The sequence below is a fragment of the Empedobacter stercoris genome, from assembly GCF_025244765.1.
GTDB classification, from domain to species: domain Bacteria; phylum Bacteroidota; class Bacteroidia; order Flavobacteriales; family Weeksellaceae; genus Empedobacter; species Empedobacter stercoris.
In genome coordinates this window covers 1,166,924-1,190,227 of sequence record NZ_CP104209.1, presented here as the reverse complement: position 1 = coordinate 1,190,227, position 23,304 = coordinate 1,166,924, and the positions used below count along the sequence as shown (strand labels likewise).

The window sequence follows — 23,304 nt, the reverse complement described above, 5'->3', positions numbered from 1 at the left end:
AACGTATATTTGCTATCTAATTACTTATAATATGGAAATAAGAATTTTTTATTCTTGGCAATCTTCTACAAATAAAAATCTTAATAGATTTTTTATCAAAAAATGTGTAGATAAAGCAGTAAAAAGAATTGAGGATATTGAAATATATAAAAATTTTAAATTTATTGTTGAAGATTCAACACAAGGATTACCAGGGTCACCGAGTATTGCAGATAGTATTTATGATAGAATCAAAAAATCTCATATTTTCATAGGTGATTTATCTGTAATAAATAACAATTCGTTTTTTGAAAAACTTCTACTACGTTTTAATGTAAATAAACCATTACAGAATAGTAATGTGGCTATTGAACATGGTTACGCAATAAGTTCTATAGGGAAAAATAGAATTATTGGTGTTTTAAATTCTAATTACGGATCTCCTCATGATGATGCAAATAATATTGCTTTTGATATCAGACATATGAGATTTCCTATTGAATATAAATTATGTCAAAAAAAAGAAATTAATCTTATTGAAAAGGATTTCATAAATCAATTAAAAAAAGCAATAATATCATGTGCAGAAGATTTAATTCAATACCAATTAAATGAAAATAGGCCTTTTAAAACATGGAATGAATGGTTTGAAATTACAGAGACTTCTCAAAAATTTAGATCAAATCAATATATATCTAACTTCTCAAAAGATATTTTAGATAGGTTAAAACTTAACAATACTGTTAGAATTTTAGGATTATCAGGTATAGGAAAGTCGCGTATTTTATTAGAAATATTTAAACCTATAGATGCTAATCTGGAAAGTTATATTTTATCAAATAGAGTTCTATATTATGATTATTCAGAAAATGAATTTGATATTATTGATAAAATAAATTCATTACAAAAAAGAAAAGAGGATAAGATTATAATTTTGGATAATTGTGATAGAGAGATACATAAAAACTTATTACCATACTTTAAGAAAAGTGATAATAAATTAAAACTAATATCAATTGATTCAAATCTTGAAGAACAAGTAAAGTCAAGTTTGAATGATGTGATATATTATAATTTAGATCATAGTAAATTTGTTGATGTAGTAACTCAAATAGTAAAAGAAGATTTTAGTTTTTTAAGTCAGGCAGACTCTGATTTGATAATAGAATTTTCTCAGGGAAATATATTGATGGCTTCATTATTATCTGATAAAGTAAAGCATTCTAGCCAAATAGGTGAATTAGACGATGTAGACTTAGTAGCTAAATTATTAGGTATTGATAATACCGAATCAGAAACAAGAAGTATTTTACGTGCATGCTCTCTATTTAATTATTTAGGTTTTGATGATGAATATCAAAAGCAATTACAATATATAGCGACTAACAAGGATTTTACTTGTATAGATGTGAATCAAGAATCTGTAATTATAGATAAATTTAAGAGAGTTTGTAGCAGCTATTTAAAAAAACAAATTTTCGAAAAGAGAGGAAGATTTATAACTCTTAGACCAATGCCTTTAGCATTTTATCTAGCAAGTGAATGGTTAGAGCAATGTGATGTTGAAAAAATGCAACGTATAATTACTTATATAGAAAATATAAAAGAAGATAATCATAGATCTAGTTTAGTTGAATCATTTGCAAAGCAAATGAGATATATGAATTATAATGATAATGCCGTTAAAATTGTTGAAAGGTTAGTATCGATAGAAGGTTCTTTTCATAATGCGAAAGTTTTAAATACTGAATTGGGTTCACGCCTCTTTCGCTCTTTTGTTGAAGTGAATCCAGTAGCGACATCTAAAACTTTATGGTCAATATTTAATAATCTTACTTATGAAGAAATCTTGGTATTTGATAAAGGTCGTAGAAATTTAGTATGGTCTTTAGAAAAATTATCTTTTGATTCTAAATCTTTTAAATTGGCAACTAAGGTTTTATACTTGCTTGCAAATTCAGAGAATGAAAATATTTCTAATAATTCTACAGGGATTTTAATAAGTCTTTTTAAAATTTTATTACCTGGTACAGAAGCAAATCTCGAACAGAGATTTGAAATGTTAGAATGGATTTCACAAAGAAATGACATTAATAGTACAGATTTATTTATTAAATGTATAAACGCAGCATTTATGTCAAATGGATTTTATCGCATGATGGGGCCAGAACAGCAAGGAACTAAAATATTGAAAGATTATCATCCTAATTCAGAAGAAATTAAAACTTATAGATTAAAGATTCTCTCATTAATAGATAAAAGGATTAAAGTACAAAATAAAGATTCAGAATTTTATATTAATATTATTATAAGCTCTCTTAGATCTTTTTCAATATCGAGTCATTTTGAAATTATTTTAGAGTCTTTAGAAACAATTTTAGAAGAAAAAAAATGGAATAGTATAGAAATATTAAAAGTATTGAAACAGATAAAAAAATATGATAGTACATTATTGTCTTCATTTGAGTTGTCTAAAATAAATCAATACATAGAGAGATTATCAAAAATAGATTTTAAATCAAGATTAATTAATGCTCATAATTTATCTTATATCGAATTAGAAGATTATTCACATGAATCACAAATTAAATATTATGAAAAATTAGGAGAAGAATTCATATTTGAAGAATATGATTGGGATATTTATATTCCAATATTAGCTTCGATGAAGCCTAATTTTACAGGAATATTAGGTAAATCCATTTATGAAATAATTAAGTCCGATGAACAGAGAGTTGAAAAATTTATTAAAAGTTATCTTGAAAGCCTAGAAAAATTATCTTACTTGGATATGAATTTATCATTATTAAATGGTTTTATATCTAGTTTAGAGGATTGTAGGCTTGAAAATATTTATAAAGAGATTTATAGCAATGAGAAGATTAGAAATATTTTAACCTTTATAATCTCAAGCAATATAAATGGATATAAATATTTTTACTATTTAGAAAAATTATATTCATTTGATCCTAATTATTTAATAGACTTAAAACTAGATGTAGCACTCTCAAATTGTACAGACGAGGAGAGAATATTAGCATATAGATTATTTTTGAATTTAGATGATAAGTTTTTAAATCTTACAATAAACTCTATCTTTCATTTTAACTACGGAGATAATAATATTTCATTAGAACTTAAAGAATTTTTAGAAGGCATATTTCAGCATTATAATGAATTTATAGACTATTCAGAATTTAATATAGTTTACTTAATCAATAAAATTTTAAAACAAGAAAATAATTATGATTTTGCAATTTTAATCTATAGAAATATTGTATCAAAATTTAATTGGGAATTTAATACCTATAGTCATGATTTAAAATCAATTTTTAATGTTTTAATTTCTAAATATTTTAAATCTATATGGCCAATTCTTTCCGATGACTTGTTAGGTATTGAAGAAAATTATATCAAGTATTATAAGCTTAAAGATTTGATTGGTTTTGAAATGAGCTTTCAACATTCAAACGGAATTTTATTTCATGGTGATATTGAAGCAATATTTAAATGGGCAAGTGAAAAGGGGGATTTAGCTAAAGAAAGGATTATTTCATTCATACCATTATACAATAATGATAATATTACAGAATTAAGTGTCATAGCTACGAGGTGTTTAAATGAATTCGGTAATAATAAAAATGTATTAGATAATTTTAGTTCTAGGTTTAATAGTTACTCTTGGACAGGTTCTTTAGTTCCACTATATGAAAATAAAATACAAATTTTAAAAGGTTTATTAAATCATAAACATGATAATGTTTCACAATGGGCTGCTATCTATATAGATTATTATGAAAATCAAATAAAACTGGAAAAAAATAAAGACGAAGAATTGTATCTATAAATGAAAGAACATTATAATTTAAATAGGGAATTACAGGATGAATTAATAGGTGTAACTTTTGAGGAATATTTAAAATTTAAGGATGAAAATTTAAATGATGCAGCTAAAGAAATTTTACAATTTTTAGACGAAAATATATTAATAAATAATGAATATAGAGCTTTAGAAAATAGAATATTATATTTTTGGGATACTAAAGAAAATTTTTCAAAAGAAATTGACAACTTAAATTCATTATGGGAAGATTTCATAGGCTATATTAAAAATAATAATGAAACTAGGATATTTAAAGATGTTACTTATTTTTATTTGTATTTAGCTAACTTCACAAAATATATAGATATAACTAATAATAGAGATTATGTAGAATATATAACTGAAAAAGATACTCAGATATTGAGCATAATTATTTCTAAAATTAGAGATTTAGATTTAGAATTCGAAGATAAGCTAGATTTTTTATTGCATTATTGGGAATTTAAGAGGAATATGTATAAATATGTTTTTCCCTTTGGTTCCAATGAATTAGAAATGGCATTTTTAAAACAATTTTACAATAATAATAAATTATCATTCGACATTATTCAATCTGCTTTTCCTGGTCAATTTATTCGTTTTACGGATTTAACAAAATGGTTTTATATTCATTTGCCTAAAATTAAAGATTATGATTACTATTTGTTTCAAAGATCAATGCTTTTAGCTAGAATATCAATTTTTAGAAATTACGAGGAACAAGATTTAATTAGTGATGCTATTTATGAATATCATAAATTTAAAAGAGGGAACTCATTTTTGAAAAAACTGAATGATTATTTTACAGGATATGGAGAGAAGCCATTTAGAATAATTAAACTTTTTTTTATTCTACATTTCACGTTTGCAATTCTTAACTTGTCGCCATTAGTAGAATTATCTAATATAACTGATAAAGATTTAAGCTGCCTAGAAAAACTTATTAAAGTAATCTATTTTAACAATACTACATTTTTGACTATAGGATATGGTGATGTATATCCTTTAAATAGTTTAAGTTATTGTATTGTAATGATTCAGCAACTTGTTGGTTTCTTGACAACAGGTGCGTTTATATCGTTAGTTTTAAGAAAAATGTTTAGATTTTAACAAAAGCACAAATATGAATAATGGTTTATTTTTACCCTTAAGTAATTATTTAGTAATATTTCTTAATTATATAAATTTAGTTGAGTATTTCAAATCTTTATTGATAGGTATATTTAGTAATTCTGATAGACTTAAGGTATCAAGAATTGCCATAGATAGTTTTATAATATTAAAATTTCTATTCCTTATAATTTTAATGTATTTCGGTATTAATAATTGTTGGGTTTATGTTTTAGTTTGGTATTTGCTCTTCTCAAATATTTACACATATTTTTATTACCATATTTGGAAAGATGATTCTAATAATAATTTTCATGATACCCCTGAAAGAATACGAAGACGATTTATTAACTTAGGTTTTTCAATAGTATTTTCAAATTTATGTTTTGCATTTTTATATAGGTATCAATATTTTTACGAATTTAAATGGGATTATACTTCATCCTTAGATTCACAAGCTATTTGGTATAGTATAGCAAATTCATTAGCAGTAGGATATAAACCTGTTGAAGCTTTAGGCAAAATAGGTGCTGATATTAGTACTTTTCAATTGACTATTAGTTTTGTATTTCTTACGATGATTTTAAGTAATTCAATACCAAAATCTAATAATTAAAATTTTTAAATCAAATCCTCAAACTCTTCATCAATTTCATGATATTTAAAATCTTCTAAATAAGATTCAGTTGTTTTGATTTATTATTTTTAGATACTTGAACACTATTTCTCAAAATATAATGTAGCAAAGTATGACAAGTTGTATAAAAATTATTTTGTGTCAATTTTTAGTTTATTAAAAATCAGTTTTTTAACGACACTTTTTGACGTGTCAAGATATAAGTTTGTCAATATCTAAATAAATTATATGGACAGAGAAACATTTGCACGAAATTATTTTTCAGGATTATTCGCTAATTGGGTAGGTAAATTATCTAATGAATTTATTATCAAGATTGATATGAATCCTGATGATGAAAAATTAATAGAACTTCATGGAGAATTTGTTCATGAACTTAAAGACTTACTAGATAGATATTCTTTTGATGAAGGATATAAAGATGATTTGAACGATCTAATCAACAAAGTATCTCCAAATTAAATTTCCATGAGCCAATTATGCGGTGATTATTTTATTAATCACCGCTTTTTTTGCGGAGAATATTTGTATATTTACCGCATAACATCATAATTATGGCTTATTACATACATCAATACAAAGATTGGACAGCCTTTGAATGGGATAATGACGAATTGATTCAAGTTCTTGGAGAAGTTCGTAATCAACAAGGGAAACTTGTTGGGAAATTAGAAGTTTTAGGTTTCGATTTAAAGGAAGAAGCTAATTTAATGACCTTAACCGAAGATGTTATTAAAACTTCTGAAATAGAAGGTGAAATCTTAGATAAAGATCAAGTTCGTTCATCTATTGCGAGAAGATTAGGAATAGATATCCAAGGTTTAATTCCTTCGGATCGTAATGTGGATGGAGTTGTTGAGATGATGATTGATGCGACTAAAAATGCTTATGAATCCTTAACAGAAGATCGTCTATTTGGTTGGCATAATTTACTTTTTCCGACAGGTAGAAGTGGAATGTATAAAATTCAAGTAGGAAACTGGCGTAAAGATACAGAAGGTCCGATGCAAGTTATCTCTGGTGCATTAGGAAGAGAAAAAATACATTACGAAGCACCAAATTCAGATCGCGTTCCTTTGGAGATGAAACATTTTCTCGATTGGTTTAATCAAGAAAATGAAATGGATAGTGTTTTAAAATCTGCCGTAGCACATTTATGGTTTGTAACGATACACCCATTTGATGATGGAAATGGACGCATAGCACGTACAATAGCCGATTTGCAATTAACTCGTTCCGACGGAAGCAATCAACGTTTTTACAGTATGTCTTCTCAGATCCGAAAAAATAGAAATTCATATTACGAGATTTTAGAAGAAACACAGAAAGGTGATCAAGATATTACTAAATGGATGAAATGGTATTGTGAAAATTTATTGATCGCTATACAAGATGCGGATGTCGTTTTACAAAAAGTTTTAGTGAAACATAACTTCTGGCAATCGAATAAAGACGTTGCATTAAATGAGAGACAAATTAAAATATTGAACATGTTGCTTGATCATTTTGAAGGAAATCTGAATACAAAAAAATGGGCGCTAATCAATAAAGTTTCAGCTGATACAGCGTTAAGAGATATTACAGACTTGATTCATAAAAATATTCTTCAGAAAACCAATTCGGGAGGGAGAAGTACAAGTTATGAGCTAATAAATTAAACAAATTACAAAACAAATATTAACGTCTTATTTTGGCGTTTAAATGCATTAATTTTGTAATGTTTACAATAATGAATATACAAAAGATAATTTTTATCTTTAAAAAGAAATAAAGACAATGACAAATACAACCCAAAGAGCAGAACTACAAGCTAAAATCTGGAAAATTGCCAACGAAGTACGTGGTTCAGTAGATGGATGGGATTTCAAACACTTTGTGTTAGGAACTTTATTCTACCGTTTTATTAGTGAAAATTTTACCAATTACATCGAAGGTGGAGATGAAAGTGTGAACTATGCAAAATTAGCAGACGACATCATCACACCAGAAATCAAAGACGATGCTATTAGAACAAAAGGATATTTCATTTATCCAAGTCAATTGTTTGCGAATGTTGTCGATAACGCGAATACAAATTCAAACCTAAATACAGACTTAAAAGCAATATTCACAGATATTGAAAACTCAGCGAATGGGTACGAATCTGAACAAGACATCAAAGGATTATTTGCAGATTTTGATACAACAAGTACACGTTTAGGAAATACCGTAGAAGATAAAAACAAACGTTTAGCTGCAATTTTAAAAGGTGTGGCTGAATTAAACTTTGGTAGTTTCGAGGATAGTCAAATCGACTTATTTGGGGATGCGTACGAATTCTTAATTTCTAACTATGCAGCAAATGCAGGGAAATCGGGTGGTGAATTCTTTACGCCTCAAAACGTATCGAAACTGATTGCGCAATTAGCGATGCACAAACAAACTACGGTGAACAAAATCTACGATCCTGCAGCTGGTTCGGGTTCATTGTTATTACAAGCTAAAAAACATTTTGATAACCACATTATTGAGGATGGATTCTTTGGGCAAGAAATCAATCATACAACCTACAACTTAGCGCGTATGAATATGTTTTTGCACAATGTCAATTACGATAAATTCAACATCCAATTAGGAGATACATTAACCGATCCTCATTTTATCGACGATAAACCATTCGATGCCATTGTATCTAATCCACCTTATTCCATTCCATGGGTAGGTTCTGATGATCCAACATTAATTAACGACGACCGTTTTGCACCTGCTGGTGTTTTAGCACCAAAATCAAAATCAGATTTTGCCTTTGTGTTACATGCCTTAAATTACTTATCAGGCAAAGGACGTGCAGCCATTGTTTGTTTCCCTGGTATTTTTTACCGTAGTGGAGCAGAACAAAAAATTAGAAAATACTTAGTAAAAGAAAATTTTGTAGAAACAGTAATTAGTTTACCTGCAAATTTATTCTTCGGAACTTCTATTGGCGTAAATATCTTAGTTTTATCAAAACATAAATCTGAGTACAAAACACAATTTATCGATGCAACAGGTGAAGACTTCTACAAGAAAGTAACCAATAACAACATGTTAGAGGATGTGCACATCGAGAAGATTATGCAGTTGTTTGATGCGAAACAAAATGTAAAACATGTTGCAGTAACCATAGAGAATAAGATAATTGAAGAAAACGACTACAACCTTTCGGTAAGTTCGTATATAGAAGCAGTAGATACACGCGAAGTGATAGACATTAAAGTTCTAAATACAGAACTGGCAGAAACTGTGAACAATATTACAACGTTACGCACAGCAATTGATAACCTAATTAAAGAAATCGAAGGATGAGCAAATTAGACGAGTTATTAAGAGGGGTTGATGTAGAGTTTTTGCCTTTGGGGGAAATTGCTAATTTTTTAAATGGAAAAGGACATGAAAAAGCAATTTCTGATGATGGAAAATATATAGTTGTAAATTCTAAATTTGTATCAAGTGAAGGAAAAATAATTAAATACTCTGATGTTCAAATTGTACCATTGTACATTGATGATATTTTAATTGTAATGAGTGATTTACCAAATGGTAAAGCTTTAGCTAAAACATTTTTAGTAGAAGATAATAATAAATATACTTTAAATCAGCGTATAGGACGCTTATCTGTAAAAAATAAAAATGCTTTATTACCAAAGTATTTAAATTATATACTTAATAGGAGTTCTGAGTTATTAAAATTTAATAATGGTGTAGATCAAACGAATTTAAAAAAGAATCAAATTCTTGAAGTTTCTATCCCAATCCCTTGTCCTGATAATCCAGAAAAATCTCTTGAAATCCAACAAGAAATTGTTCGTGTTTTAGATGAATTAACAACGTTAACCAATCAATTAACAACCGAATTAGAAACGGAACGCCAAAATCGTAAAAAACAATTCGAGTTCTTCCGTGAGCAGTTGTTTAAAGAGATTAATCTTATAAAATTAGGAGATAATAGTGTTGGAGAATTTATAAGAGGTAGTGGTTTACAAAAAAAGGATTTTACTGAAAGTGGTGTTGGATGTATTCATTATGGTCAACTTTATACACATTACAAAACCTTTGCATTTGAAACTAAAACCTTTGTATCAGAAGAATTTGCAGAAAAAGCAAGGAAAGCTTCAACAGGTGATTTAATAATTGCTACAACAAGTGAAAATGATGATGATGTATGTAAAGCAGTAGCTTGGTTAGGTAATGAAGATATTGCTGTCAGTAGTGATGCATGTTTTTATAGACATAAATTTAATCCTAAGTATGTTGCATATTATTTTCAAACTGAACAATTTCAAAAACAGAAAAGAAAATATATTACAGGAACGAAGGTGAGAAGGGTAAATGCAAATGATTTAGCAAAAATATTAATTCCTAATCCATCATTAGAAGAACAAGAACGAATTGTAAAACTCTTAGATCAATTGGATGCTACACATACGGCGATTGAAGAAGAGATTACAAAAGAAATCAAGTTAAGAACTCAACAATACGAATATTACCGTGAAAAGTTATTAAGCTTTCCTCAAAACTAAACAATTCAACTAATTAAAAGCTACTTAGAATAACATAAGATGTACAAAACTATCGCAGAATCCAACAATTACATTGTATTAGACAAATACACAAAATTCTACGACTTAAACGAGGCTCCAATTGCCTATCAATCAGAAGCCGCCTTAGAAAAAGAATTCATTCAAGATTTAATTAATCTGGGATACGAGAATCCAACTCATCTAAAATCAACGGATACCATGTTAGCCAATGTGCGTACACAATTACAAGCATTGAATAATATGGCATTTACCGATAACGAATGGGCACGTTTTCTTGTAGAATATTTAGATAAACCAAGTGATAGTTTAGTGGATAAATCGCGTAAACTACACGATAACCACATCTACGATTTTGTATTTGATGATGGACACATTCAAAACATCTATTTAGTCGATAAAGAGAATATTACGCGTAATAAAGTACAGGTTATCTCACAAGTCGAACAAACAGGTTCACACGCCAATCGTTACGATGTAACAATTCTGGTCAACGGATTACCGATGATTCAAGTAGAACTAAAGAAACGTGGCGTAGCCATTCGTGAGGCATTCAATCAAGTACACCGTTATTCCAAAGAGAGCTTTAATTCAGACAATTCGCTATTCAAATACTTGCAATTGTTTGTCATTTCGAATGGAACAGATACACGTTATTTTGCCAATACCGTTACACGTAACAAAAACAGTTACGATTTCACGATGAATTGGGCAAAGGCTGATAATACCTTAATCAAAGATTTAAAGGATTTTACAGCAACATTTTTCCAAAAAAATACACTACTTAATGTCTTGCTAACCTATACGGTTTTAGACATCAAAGATACATTATTGGTGATGCGACCTTATCAAATTGCAGCAACCGAACGTATTTTATGGAAAATTAAAAGTGCTTACCAAACCAAAAAATGGTCATCCTTAGAAAGTGGAGGATACATTTGGCATACTACTGGTTCGGGAAAAACCTTAACCAGTTTCAAGGCTGCACGTTTAGCAACGAAATTAGATTTTATCGATAAAGTATTCTTTGTAGTGGATCGTAAGGATTTAGATTTTCAGACCATGAAAGAATACCAAAAATTTTCGCCTGATAGTGTCAACGGTTCAAACAGTACAGCGGGTTTAAAACGTAACATCGATAAAGACGACAACAAAATTATCGTAACAACCATTCAGAAGTTAAACAACTTAATGAAAGGCGATCAAGAGTTGGATATTTACAACAAACAAGTTGTTTTCATTTTTGATGAAGCCCACCGTTCACAATTTGGTGAAGCCCAAAAAAACCTAAAAAAGAAATTCAAAAAATACTACCAATTCGGATTTACAGGAACACCAATTTTCCCTCAAAATGCACTTGGTGCAGAAACCACTGCAAGTGTTTTTGGAACTGAATTGCATTCCTATGTCATTACAGATGCCATCAGAGATGAAAAGGTATTAAAATTCAAGGTGGATTATCATAATGTAAAACCTCAATTCAAAGGGGTTGAGACAGAAATAGATGAAAAGAAATTAAGTGGAGAAGATGCGAAAAAAGCATTCTTACATCCTGCGCGTATCAGCGAAATTTCGAAATACATCTTACAGAATTACCGCATCAAAACACACCGTACAAAAGGTGGAAACAATGGTTTCAATGCGATGTTTGCGGTGAGTAGCGTAGAAGCGGCTAAATTATATTACGAAGAATTAAACCGTCAGCAAATAGATAGTGAAAAACCGTTGAAGATTGCGACGATCTTTTCTTTTGCAGCGAACGAAGAACAATCAGCAATTGGAGAAATCATAGACGAATCATTCGAGCCTTCTGCATTAAACAGTACGGCGAAAGAATTCTTAACGAAAGCCATCAACGATTACAATAAAATGTTCAAAACAAGTTATGGTGTAGATAGCGATGAATTCCAGAATTATTACCGTGATCTTTCAGAACGAGTAAAGAATAAAGAAGTCGATTTATTAATCGTTGTCGGAATGTTTTTAACTGGATTTGACGCACCAAAATTAAATACCTTATTCGTTGATAAAAACTTACGTTACCATGGATTAATTCAAGCATTTTCTCGTACCAATCGTATTTTAGATGCAACGAAATCTTTTGGAAATATTGTCACGTTCCGCGATTTGGAACAAGCAACGATTGATGCGATTACCATATTCGGAAACAATAATACAAAGAATGTTGTTTTAGAGAAAAGCTACAAAGAATATTTAGAAGGTTTTACAGATATTTCAACCGGTGATGCACGAAGAGGATTCATTGAAGTGGTCAACGAATTAAATGAAAAATTTCCAAATCCAGATGCAATTGAAAAGGAGAAGGATAAAAAGGAGTTTACGAAATTATTTGGGGAATACTTACGCGTTGAAAATGTTTTACAAAACTATGATGAATTCACAAGTTTAAAAGCCTTACAAAGCATTGACCAAAACGATGCTACTGCTGTAGAAGAATTCAAAGAAATGTACCATGTTTCAGATGAAGATTTTTCGGTAATGCAAAAGATTGATTTATTACCACAACGCACAGAACAGGATTATCGTTCGACTTATAATGACATTCGTGATTGGTTAAGAAAGGAAAAAGAAGGTAAACAACCTGAAGATTCTGGGATTGATTGGGATGATGTGGTTTTTGAAGTAGATTTATTAAAATCACAAGAAATCAATTTAGATTACATCTTAGAATTAATCTTCGAGCACAACAAGAAAACAAAAGACAAAGCTGAATTAGTTGAAGAAATAAGTCGAGTAATTCGTGCAAGTATTGGGAATAGAGGAAAAGAATCTTTAGTTGTAGATTTTATCAATGAAACAGATTTAGATACTATTCCAGATAAAGCAACGGTTATTGATTCGTTCTTTAAGTATGCGCAAGTCAAACAAAAAGAAGAAGCTACCGAATTAATCGCAGAAGAAAACTTAAACGAAGAAGCTACAAAACGCTATATCGAATCTTCATTAAAACGTGAATACGCAAGTTCTAACGGTACAGAATTAAACGCCATTTTACCAAAAATGAGTCCGTTAAATCCACAATACCTAACAAAGAAACAAACCGTATTTCAACGAATAAGCGCTTTTATAGATAAGTTTAAAGGAGTTGGTGGAAGATTATAAAGAAGTCTATCTTTAAAAATAGTATTGATCCTCAACAGTGAAGTTGGGGATTTTTAATGTATTTATTTCTGAATGTACCCAACTTAAGTTAAAGAAATTGCATTTAATAAATAATTTGTTAAAAAAATCAAATAAAAAATAAATTTATTATTGTAAACTAGATATTGTTATTGATGTAAAACATTGTAAATAAAATAATTAACAACTTGTTGATAATCTTTTTTATTTTTAAGATGTTGAAATTTTTTATTGTAAAATCTTACGCTAATTTTGAAAAACACCTTAGGGAATTATTAAAAAAATGAAGACATAATATAAAAAAATAGAGGAGAATTTATGGCATAAAAAAACTCGGAGAAGTTTGGCGACATTACCGAGTTTAAAATTGTAACGTAATTCTTAATAATCGAACGATTAAAAAGAAGTCCGGATATCTTATACGGACAAATATATAAATAGAATTAAATTTTACATCATATTTGATGTTAATATTTCTTAAGATATAACTTCTTTTTTTCGATTACTACAAATCCATTCCCGATTTGCTTCACGTGGGATACTTTATTAAAAAATATTAACGAATAATAATTTTTAGCAATGGCTACTAATAGAACATCGGGTGATAATCGACGCCACGGAGCAGTAAGACAACGCTCACAAGTTTTTAACCCTAAAACAGAACAATGGGTTAAAAGAGATACAAATACAGGGAAATTTATGGATGTTAAACAGGATGGTACACCATTCAAAGGAGTAAGAAAAGAGAAGTAATATTATGAAAACATCAGAAACCTTTCAAGAGTTTATATCAAATATTAAAATTCCTCAAGATAAAGCAGATACTATTTCCTACAGATATGGTCGTATAACAAAATCTTTGAATGAATTTTATAGAGATATAGATTCCAAAACTGCAAATAGTCTGCAAGTAGGTTCTTACGGAAGATATACAGGTATCAAAGGCATATCGGATTTGGATATGTTATACATAATGCCCAATTCTAAGTGGGATGATTATAATAAAAAAGGAGGGCAATCAAAACTATTACAAGATACAAAAACTGCGATATCGAATACTTATTCCTCATCAGATATTAAAGTTGATAGATGTGTTGTAACTGTTAATTTTTCGGACGGTACTCATATTGACGTTCAACCTGTTTTTGAAATTGAAGATCAAGATTATAAATATCCTGATACTTATGGCAATGGCTCATGGAAAATTACAAAACCAAGAAAAGAAATGAGCGCAATGAAAGAATTCCAAGATTCTAAGAATAAAAATCTTAGACGATTATGTAAAATGGCAAGGTCTTGGAAAAATAAAAATGGTGTAGTAATGGGAGGTTTATTAATTGACACTCTTGCTTATAATTTTTTGAATTCGACAAATGATTATGACGAAACAAGTTTTGCTTATTACGATGAGATGTCTCGTGATTTTTTTAAATATTTATATGATCAACCAAAAGACCAGAAAGAATATGCAGCACTTGGAAGTAAGCAAAGAGTAAAAGTTAGAAAATCATTCAGAAGAAAAGCAAAAAAAGCTTATGATTTAGCCTGTGAAGCAATTGACACAACTTCAGAAAAAACTCAACATAATAAATGGAGAGATATTTATGGCAATGATTTTCCAAAATACAAAAATGAAGAAGCAGAAGCTAAAGCATTAAATTTATCATTTAATAATACAGAAGAATTTATAGAAGACCAATATCCAATTATTATTTCATATAATTTGGAGTTAGATTGTGAAATTAAACAAAATGGTTTCCGAGAAAAACTATTGGGTGATTTATTGCAACAAGGAATAAAATTGAGTATTAATAAATCACTGAACTTCTTTATTAAAAATAATACTGTTCCATATCCATTTGAAATTAAATGGAAAGTTACAAATAGAGGTAACGAAGCGATTAAAAAAAATTGTGTTAGAGGACAAATAGTTAGTGGTGATGAAACAAAATTTGAAACTACAAATTTTAGAGGAGAACATTTGGTAGAATGTTATATTATAAAAAATGGTATTGTTGTAGCTATTGCTTCTATTGATGTACCTATATCAAATTAATTATTATGAATAATGATAAATTAAAGAATTATATTGCAAAAACTGCTTATAATATAGGTTTCGGAGCAAAAAAGAATTTTGCTTCATTCGATATAGTGAATAATTTAAATGAGTATATTTCAATATTATCAATGATAATAGGCGTTTTAGCTTTAGTATTTGAAATTTTTAATGCTAAAATTATATCTGCTACATTGTTAATATTTGGTATTATTGGTCTTTACATAAATAAGTTTGATAAAGGAGTTGAAGAATATGAAAAATATGGTGTTTTATATTTAAAACTTTATAATCAATTACATTTATTGTATAATGAAGTTGATGCTTCTGATGATATATTAAGGAAAAAAATTCTTGAGAAAGTAAAACATATTGAAGAAGAGTTTTATAATAATAATATGTCTAAGCAAGTGTATTTTAGTGATTTACTAGCGCATTTTAAATTTTATTATCAATTTCAAACAGAATGGATCGTGAAGGAGCTAAACTTAACTTTTTGGAAAGATAAAATTCCTAATAGTTTAAAAGTTATTATAATTTTGTTTTTAATTATAGTATTAATAGTTGTATGTTTTTCTCAATTGTTTATGAAAAATATTTGTAACTGAGAGACGACCAAATCGCGAAAAAAAATATAAAAAACTCTCTCCAATCAATTTTCTAATAGATTGGAGAGTTTTTATTAATTCAAAAATAATGAATTGCAAATATATACTATTTTCTTTTAAACAGTTTTTTGGATACGGCCGTTTAATAAAAACTACCAGAAATATAACATTAACTAGATTGTTTCTAAAGTATACTATATGTCGTATATTTATTTTACAATGTTTATTTTTTTAGATTCTCAGATAGTTTATTTATCTTTTGATACAGTTTTCAGACTATTATATCAAATTCTCAAAAGCTTCGTCAATTTCATGATCCTTAAAATCTTCTAAGTAGGATTCTGTTGTTTTAATTGATTGGTGACCGAGAGCTTGTTTAATTTTAGAAACATGAACACCATTTTTTAATGAAATAGTAGCAAAAGTATGCCGAGCTGTATAGAAATTGATTTTAGTATCAATGTTCAATTCTTCAAAAATTAATTTAAGTTGTTTGTTGTAATAGCTTATAACACTGTGTTTCTGATTTTTGAGGGTACTGTTTTATTCCCAACAAACCTAGTCTAATTATGTAATTTATAAGTATAATGCTTTAGCCTTATTTTGTTGTTAAAAATCTGATTTTCATTTATTTTTAAATTTTTAAAGATGCTACCTTACCTAATAAATCATGAATTATACTTTTAATTTATGTATGTAAAATTATAGAATGGATTCGTAAAATTAGTATGTATATATATTTAAAGTAATTTTTACTTTTACATATTATTTACTAATTTGTGTTCCATGAAAATAAATTGAATAGCTAAATAATAAATTACAAAAAAAATAATAGTATGAATAAGCACAAAAAATACAAAATAATAAACTTCGAAAACTCTTATTGTTACGTTCAAGATATTTTAACAAATCAAATTTATAAATGCTTTAGTTTAGATGAACATCAAATTGGTGATATAGTATATTTATATAGTTCAAACATAAATATTCATACAGGGAATCCAATTTTTTATTATAGTATATTAAATAATTATGAAGTTGGAAAAGAATATGATTTTGAAATTTCTGATGAAGAAGATAATAAATTGTTAATTACGGATGAATTTAATAATCGTTTAAAAATCCCAATTTCTTTTAAGGAATATACTAATCAAGATTATATTACATTAAAAGTAGAGAAATTTGATTTAGAAAAAAATAAATTAGTTTTTGAGCAAAAAAATCTTCAATCTAATGTTTATGATCTTTCTGATTTTGAAAAAGGAAAAATTTACAAATTTAGAGTTGAAGCAATCACTGAATCAAAAAACGGTTTAAAATTTATTAACTCTATTTATAATAATAAAAAATATTCAATAGTAATTCCTTATCAAATTAAAGATATTAAATTAGGAGAGGATGTGGAAGTTTTTTTGTATCAAAATAAAAATGGAGAATCAAAATTAAATTTAACAAGAAAATTTATTGCTACGAAACTTTATGAATTTGGTAAAAAATATTCTTTTGTAATTGAGGATATTACGATCAGTTTTTATAACGGATTGGAAGTGTGTAAATTATTAGATACAAGAAATAATTTCAAACAAGATTATTATCCTTCGTATGATAAAACTTTTTCTGTTGAAAATCAAAATTTAAAAGTTGGTGATAATATAAATCTATATGTTACTAATGTCAATGATAAAGGCTCTTTATATCTGTCTTTAAAGGAGATAGTGAATTTTGATAGAACAAATTATATTATTGAAGATATTTTTGAGAAGTTAGGTATTTCAGAATATCTAAAGCCATACTTCTATGATTTAGTTGAATATATTGATGATGATGAGCAAAATAATTTTTTAGAACAATACCAAAGTGGAAATAATTTGTGGTTATTTTCATATTTCACATTATTAGATAAATTAATCTACTTGGAACTTGAAGATGGTGAATTTATTCAAGTTAAAACTATTCTAGATTTGTATACAAAACTAGAAAAATGGATGTTATTGTCAGGATATATTAACAATTTTAGTCCAGCTAAAAAAAATGATATTGTTAGAAAAGCAAAACAAAAAAATGAAAAATTGCTTGCATTAGAAAGCGCAGTTAACTTATACATTCAAAATGAAGAAGAATCATATATTCAGAACATAAATAGCCAATTAAAAAATACTCCCGTTTTATTTGATGATCAAAAAGCTACATTAATTGAATTATTTCGTATATCACATTTAATTAATACAGACGATTATGATTTAACAACTTTTAATGCTTTATATAATTTTATTTCTAGCGGAATGTATGATGAAGATGATAGCTTTAAAATTACGACTGCTTTAGAAGGGAAAATGATAAGTTTTAAAGACGATATTATTAATAGTATTAATAATGAAGAGGTAGAAAATAAAGAAAAGATAGTTTATTTCATTGAGCATTTGTACTTATATCAATTCTTTGTTATAAAAAATCAAGATTATGATAAAGCGACTTATAACACATTAAACTTATTGAAATTATGCGCATTATATGATAGTGATAAAGCAATTAAATATAATAATCTTATTATTGATGTTATTATAAAAAATCAGTATATTGAAGTTGAAACCTTGAATAATTCTATCCTTTTAGATTTGGATACACAAAATTGCCTACGTCTTTTAAGGGAACTTCCTTTTAAAAATCCATTTATCAATGCAGGGAAATCTGTTCGGCTTGAGAATCAAATTTGTTTAATACCGGGCAATCATTTTCATTCTTCAGCAACTAGGATTAATCAATTATTAACATTTGATAAATATAATTTAGCGATAGGATCAAATTTTGAAAAATTAAATATATCTCAAGATTTAACCGCTGAAGAATTGATTATTGAAGTGCTGAAAATTCATGATTTAAAGTATAATAAAGAAATACTTCAAGCAAATGATTTCGATACAAATACTATTTATAATGGTGTTATTAAAGCATTTGATCGTGATAATAAATTCGTTTATGTTAATTCTTTAATAAACGAAAAACCAATAGAATTTACTTTACATGTAAATTATTTTGATAGGTTAAATTGTCTTGAAAATATTTCTCTTTTTATAAAAAAAGGAGATCAAATTTCTTTTAATATTATCAAAAATGAGGATAAAAAAGTTTATTTAAAATTTAATGAAGAATTTAGTAAATATATTGATGAATTAATAGATCAAAACGATATTCATATTATTAAGATATTTAAAATAGATAACCAAGGAGCTATAGGTGTTTCTGAAAATGGAATTCTTGTTTTTTTAAATGATTTAAATTTAATTTTAAATAAATGTTATGAAGTTAAATTAATTGATTATAATGAACAAATCAATGCATTTATTGGTTATGATCACAAATTAACGAACCAGCAATTTGTTAATAATATAGAAAGTTTGTATAGAAAATTTCTTATAAGTTCAAAATTCATTCAAAAACCTGATGTATTTGATAATAATAAAATATTAGAAGTTCAATTAAGATTTTTGATGTCTGCAATAGAATCTACAATTTCAGATGATGATCAATTGAAAGAAACGATTCTGAAATTCTTATTCTTATACACGATTAGTAGTATTTTAAAAAGTAGTAAATCTTATTATTATAAACAAAAACTTAATAATATTTATAATATCTTACATATTACAAGTGAGAAGGAAAATGTAGAGTTAATCGAAATTGATGAATCAACTGTATCTAAATTTGAAAATCTTAAAACGGAGCGAATAGTTTATGATCTATTAAATTATTTTAATTCTGATAATATTGATATTCCTATAAACATTCATTCAGATAATAAATATTATAAAGCCAAAAAATTAATAGAATCATATAATTTAATTAAACAATATAATCAAAATCAAGATTTGTTCAAATTTTATCAACAATTAATCATTAGTGAATTATTGAATAATGAAAAAATCATTGATAAAAATTTACAAATAGAGGGATTGATAAAAATTGATGAAGAAATTAATCATCCATTTTTACGTAATAAAACAAACTTAGGTATCGAATCTAAACATCAAGAATTTAAATCATCATTCTTTTATTCTGCATCCGAAATTAAGCAAGTTGATGTTGTTTTAAGGACTATTAATGGTTTTTTAAATTCATTTGAGGGGGGGAAATTATTTATTGGTGTAAATGATGATGGTGATATTATTGGTCTTGAGAATGATCTGAATTATGAAAATAAGAAAAGAACGTTAGATCAATACCAAAATGAAATAGTTTCTGCAATTAATTATGGTTTTCCTAAAGAAATAGCAACTTCTTTTTTAGATTTTAAATTCCATAATTTGAATCAATTTGTTTATTTAGAAATTCAGATTAAACCTTATGACGCACCAATACATTATAAAAACGAATTTTGGTTAAGACAAGCTAATCGTACGACAATTCTAAAAGGAAATGATCTAACAGATTTTTTCAAAAGAAAAATGAATAGAAGTGTTTCTTTTAAAGAAGAAAAAGTATTAGAAGATAATATTATTTCCTATAATGATATTGATAATCTTCAGCCTATATATAATGAGGATTATTATAGTGAATTTAAAACCGAGGGACAAATACAAAATAATTTATTTACGAATGTTGAAGATGACTATTTAGTAACTTTATATATTTTTGAAGATAATACTTATTTAATATCTAAAGATGAGTTTAAACAAGATTATCTCTTTAAAATTAGAATTAATGAGGCAGATAAATTAAGTTATTTACTTATGTGTTATGATAATGCTTGTGTTAACAAAGTAGATATACGACAAATTATTAGTAAAAAATTAAATAGACGATATAGTAATGCAATGAGTGATTATGGTAAATTAATGGCAACATTCATTTCGAAAGATGCCGATCATATTTTGATAAAAACTACTTGTTTAAACAAAGAATATGTTAAGATTATTCATTCAAATAAAATTACGGCTCATAGAAGTTTAGGACTGAAAGGTAATCAAATTGTGCAAGAAGAAATAGATACAGTTAATAAGTATTTAATTTTAACGAGTGATTTAGCAAACTCCTATCTTGATTTTGTTAGAGAATCCAAACAAGGCTATGGTGCATATTTAAATTCAAATTATACTAATAAACTTCAAGGATTAAACATTTAAATTCATTATGTATTTATCCCCAACTCCAAAATTGGTTGGGGATAAATTCTATATCAACTTCTCAAAAGCTTCATCAATTTCATGATCTTTAAAATCTTCTAAATAAGATTCAGTAGTTTTAATTGATTGGTGACCGAGAGCTTGTTTGATTTTAGAAACTTGAACACCATTTCTTAAAGATAATGTAGCAAAAGTATGGCGAGCAGTATAGAAATTTATTTTTGTGTCAATTTTTAGATCTTCAAATATTAGTTTTAATTGTTTGTTATAATAGCTTCTAACACTGTGTTTCCGATTAAATAATTCTTCTTCATTATAATCAAGAATATCTTTCTTTAGTATTGGAAAAATGTAGTTAGTAGGATAGGGACGATATTCTTTATAGAATTTCAATATTTCGTTTGTAATATCATTTTCTGGAATTTTTACACGAATGTTTATGCCTGTTTTATTTCTTTTATATGAGAATTTACTATATTCTATTTCATCCCATCTTAACTCTGCTAAATCAGTAAAATTCATACCCCTTGCATAAAAACTAAACAAATATAAATATCGTGCATTAGTTGCTGAAGGAATCTTTTTAATATCAAAATCTATTAAATTTTGTAATTGCTCTTTTGTTAGTGCTTTTTTTATTTTTTGAGATTTAAGAGCAGATATTTTGTAATCTTTAAAAGGATATAATTCCTGTTTTGCAATTTTTGATTTTATTGCAATATTGAAAGTTGCACGTATATTTCTCATATATACTCCAATACCACCATCTTTACATCCTGTTTTTCTTAAAAATGTTTCATAATTTAATAAGAAGTTATAATCAATATCATCAAAAGAGTATTTATCAATATTACTTTTAAATTTTCTTAAAGAAATTAAAGTGTCATTATGAGAATCACTATAACTTATTTGTTTTGATTCATATAATTGTTTTATTCTTAATTCTAAAAAATCAACAAAATTATTATTATCAATGGAATTTTGACGATATAAATTATCAAATTCTATTAATGTAAATGTATTTTTATACTCTAGTAGTTCATCAAAAATTTTAGAAGCGTCATCCTCAATTCTACTTAATACTCTATTTGATTGAAGATAATTTGAATTTTTAGAATTGAATCTACCTTTTACTTCATTCCACTCTCTTAAATCACAAGAATATGGGATTTTATAGAATTTAGATTTTCTATCAATAGTAATTCTTAAATAGATTGGGAATTTACCATCAGCTAGCGCATTTTTTTTACAAACGATTTTAATACTTGATTTCATACATAAATTTTTATCGGTATAACATTCAGACAACATATTGTACTGTATTATCTATTTGAATGAAATCAAAAATAAATTTTATTGTTTTTAAAATATTGATTTTCAGCAGTTATGAATACGAATGAAACAATTTGAAAGTTTCATTACGCCCACTCATAATCAGCAAGTCCTTGGTTCGAGCCCAAGTGGGACCACAAAAGCACCTTTTTAAAGGTGCTTTTTTTATTTAATAATGCTGATTATTAATAATTTATCAATTTCACTACATTTTAAAATCACCATTTTTCACCATTGTTTTGATACCCGTTTGATACCCATTTTTATTTAATCGAATAAATTACATATTCAACTCATATCTCACAGAACGCCCCGCACCTTCAGTAATCAATACATTTTTTTCAACTAAATCTTGTAAATCACGTGTAGCAGTAGCTTTTGATGTTTTTGTTATCGAAATATATTTCTTTGCAGACATTCCACCTTCAAATCCTTCCGCACCTTGATCCAACATTTTTAGAATGACTTTTAGTTGACGCTCATTTAAAAGAGGTTTTGTTTGATCTAAAAACTTCGTTCTATTTTGCATTTTATCGCTTGAGGAATTTGTCGAAAAGATGATTTTCGCTGTTAATACCCATAAATTCAGCAGTTAATGCAAGACTTATCAATTCCAAATCCTTCAATTTTGGAGGTCGCCTTTGATAGGCTAGTTTTCATTTGATATTTTTCGCAAAACTTCCAAAATTCTTTTGTAATTTGTATTCAAGTTGTTCATTGTAAATGTTTTGCAACTAATTCAATTTACTGATTTTCAATCAAATGAACAACTTTTATCTTTTTAATTTATAATGCACAACGAATTAATTTAGTCAATCAAGACATTAATTTAGTTGAATATTTTAAAGATTTTTCAAAAGATGAAATTCAATCTGAAGAAGAAGCTATTTTTTATAGATTTCA

General features: G+C 27.0%; 15 protein-coding genes and 1 pseudogene. 12 read left to right on the top strand and 4 right to left on the bottom strand.

The window, feature by feature from the left end:
- Positions 1-31 precede the first annotated feature (31 nt).
- From NZD85_RS05570 to NZD85_RS05520, 11 genes are all read left to right on the top strand, one after another.
- Positions 32-3,826 (top strand): hypothetical protein, encoded by a 3,795-nt coding sequence (locus NZD85_RS05570; protein ID WP_260544059.1) that lies wholly within the window; start codon positions 32-34, stop codon positions 3,824-3,826.
- A complete protein-coding gene (locus tag NZD85_RS05565) occupies positions 3,827-4,951 on the top strand; it encodes a potassium channel family protein (RefSeq protein WP_260544058.1) in 1,125 nt (374 codons plus the stop codon). It begins immediately after the preceding gene.
- A gap of 13 nt (positions 4,952-4,964) precedes the next feature.
- Positions 4,965-5,567, top strand: coding sequence for a hypothetical protein (locus NZD85_RS05560; protein ID WP_260544056.1), 603 nt, complete (start codon positions 4,965-4,967; stop codon positions 5,565-5,567).
- Positions 5,568-5,816: 249 nt separating this feature from the next.
- A complete protein-coding gene (locus NZD85_RS05555) occupies positions 5,817-6,050 on the top strand; it encodes a hypothetical protein (RefSeq protein ID WP_072929995.1) in 234 nt (77 codons plus the stop codon).
- A gap of 92 nt (positions 6,051-6,142) precedes the next feature.
- Positions 6,143-7,246, top strand: coding sequence for a Fic family protein (locus NZD85_RS05550; RefSeq protein WP_260544052.1), 1,104 nt, complete (start codon positions 6,143-6,145; stop codon positions 7,244-7,246).
- Between the two features lie 118 nt (positions 7,247-7,364).
- Complete coding sequence (locus NZD85_RS05545) at positions 7,365-8,912, top strand: type I restriction-modification system subunit M (protein WP_260544050.1); 1,548 nt, start codon at positions 7,365-7,367, stop codon at positions 8,910-8,912.
- On the top strand, positions 8,909-10,126 hold the full coding sequence (locus NZD85_RS05540; RefSeq protein WP_260544048.1) for a restriction endonuclease subunit S: 1,218 nt from the start codon (positions 8,909-8,911) through the stop codon (positions 10,124-10,126). Before NZD85_RS05545 ends, NZD85_RS05540 begins: the two co-directional genes overlap by 4 nt.
- A 39-nt stretch (positions 10,127-10,165) precedes the next feature.
- Positions 10,166-13,267 (top strand): type I restriction endonuclease subunit R, encoded by a 3,102-nt coding sequence (locus tag NZD85_RS05535; RefSeq protein WP_260544046.1) that lies wholly within the window; start codon positions 10,166-10,168, stop codon positions 13,265-13,267.
- 597 nt (positions 13,268-13,864) lie between these two features.
- Positions 13,865-14,038, top strand: a complete 174-nt coding sequence (locus NZD85_RS05530; RefSeq protein WP_260544045.1) for a hypothetical protein — start codon at positions 13,865-13,867, stop codon at positions 14,036-14,038.
- Between the two features lie 4 nt (positions 14,039-14,042).
- The gene (locus NZD85_RS05525; RefSeq protein ID WP_260544042.1) at positions 14,043-15,341 is read left to right on the top strand and encodes an SMODS domain-containing nucleotidyltransferase; all 1,299 of its coding nucleotides are present in this window, start codon (positions 14,043-14,045) and stop codon (positions 15,339-15,341) included.
- Between the two features lie 5 nt (positions 15,342-15,346).
- Positions 15,347-15,949, top strand: a complete 603-nt coding sequence (locus NZD85_RS05520; protein WP_260544039.1) for an SLATT domain-containing protein — start codon at positions 15,347-15,349, stop codon at positions 15,947-15,949.
- Positions 15,950-16,228: 279 nt separating this feature from the next.
- Here NZD85_RS05520 and NZD85_RS05515 read toward each other — a convergent pair whose 3' ends face one another.
- Positions 16,229-16,459, bottom strand: a complete 231-nt coding sequence (locus tag NZD85_RS05515) for a tyrosine-type recombinase/integrase (protein WP_260544553.1) — start codon at positions 16,457-16,459, stop codon at positions 16,229-16,231.
- A gap of 326 nt (positions 16,460-16,785) precedes the next feature.
- Here NZD85_RS05515 and NZD85_RS05510 point away from each other — a divergent pair, with 326 nt between their 5' ends.
- The gene (locus tag NZD85_RS05510) at positions 16,786-21,069 is read left to right on the top strand and encodes an AlbA family DNA-binding domain-containing protein (protein WP_260544036.1); all 4,284 of its coding nucleotides are present in this window, start codon (positions 16,786-16,788) and stop codon (positions 21,067-21,069) included.
- A 48-nt stretch (positions 21,070-21,117) separates the two neighbouring features.
- Here the strand turns inward: NZD85_RS05510 and NZD85_RS05505 are convergent, their stop codons facing one another.
- From NZD85_RS05505 to NZD85_RS14845, 3 genes and pseudogenes are all read right to left on the bottom strand, one after another.
- The gene (locus NZD85_RS05505) at positions 21,118-22,344 is read right to left on the bottom strand and encodes a site-specific integrase (protein WP_260544034.1); all 1,227 of its coding nucleotides are present in this window, start codon (positions 22,342-22,344) and stop codon (positions 21,118-21,120) included.
- Between the two features lie 337 nt (positions 22,345-22,681).
- Positions 22,682-22,930: a Fic family protein gene (locus tag NZD85_RS05500; protein WP_260544031.1), complete on the bottom strand. Its 249-nt coding sequence runs from the start codon at positions 22,928-22,930 to the stop codon at positions 22,682-22,684.
- A pseudogene (locus NZD85_RS14845) lies at positions 22,912-23,119 on the bottom strand (IS982 family transposase); the annotation flags it as partial. The pseudogene NZD85_RS14845 and the gene NZD85_RS05500, both read right to left, overlap by 19 nt.
- Between the last annotated feature and the right edge of the window lie 185 nt (positions 23,120-23,304).

Coding starts and splice junctions, on each gene's coding strand:
- NZD85_RS05570 (WP_260544059.1), top strand. CDS start 32: ATGGAAATAAGAATTTTTTATTCTTGGCAATCTTCTACAAATAAAAAT.
- NZD85_RS05565 (WP_260544058.1), top strand. CDS start 3,827: ATGAAAGAACATTATAATTTAAATAGGGAATTACAGGATGAATTAATA.
- NZD85_RS05560 (WP_260544056.1), top strand. CDS start 4,965: ATGAATAATGGTTTATTTTTACCCTTAAGTAATTATTTAGTAATATTT.
- NZD85_RS05555 (WP_072929995.1), top strand. CDS start 5,817: ATGGACAGAGAAACATTTGCACGAAATTATTTTTCAGGATTATTCGCT.
- NZD85_RS05550 (WP_260544052.1), top strand. CDS start 6,143: ATGGCTTATTACATACATCAATACAAAGATTGGACAGCCTTTGAATGG.
- NZD85_RS05545 (WP_260544050.1), top strand. CDS start 7,365: ATGACAAATACAACCCAAAGAGCAGAACTACAAGCTAAAATCTGGAAA.
- NZD85_RS05540 (WP_260544048.1), top strand. CDS start 8,909: ATGAGCAAATTAGACGAGTTATTAAGAGGGGTTGATGTAGAGTTTTTG.
- NZD85_RS05535 (WP_260544046.1), top strand. CDS start 10,166: ATGTACAAAACTATCGCAGAATCCAACAATTACATTGTATTAGACAAA.
- NZD85_RS05530 (WP_260544045.1), top strand. CDS start 13,865: ATGGCTACTAATAGAACATCGGGTGATAATCGACGCCACGGAGCAGTA.
- NZD85_RS05525 (WP_260544042.1), top strand. CDS start 14,043: ATGAAAACATCAGAAACCTTTCAAGAGTTTATATCAAATATTAAAATT.
- NZD85_RS05520 (WP_260544039.1), top strand. CDS start 15,347: ATGAATAATGATAAATTAAAGAATTATATTGCAAAAACTGCTTATAAT.
- NZD85_RS05510 (WP_260544036.1), top strand. CDS start 16,786: ATGAATAAGCACAAAAAATACAAAATAATAAACTTCGAAAACTCTTAT.
- NZD85_RS05505 (WP_260544034.1), bottom strand. CDS start 22,344: ATGAAATCAAGTATTAAAATCGTTTGTAAAAAAAATGCGCTAGCTGAT.
- NZD85_RS05500 (WP_260544031.1), bottom strand. CDS start 22,930: ATGCAAAATAGAACGAAGTTTTTAGATCAAACAAAACCTCTTTTAAAT.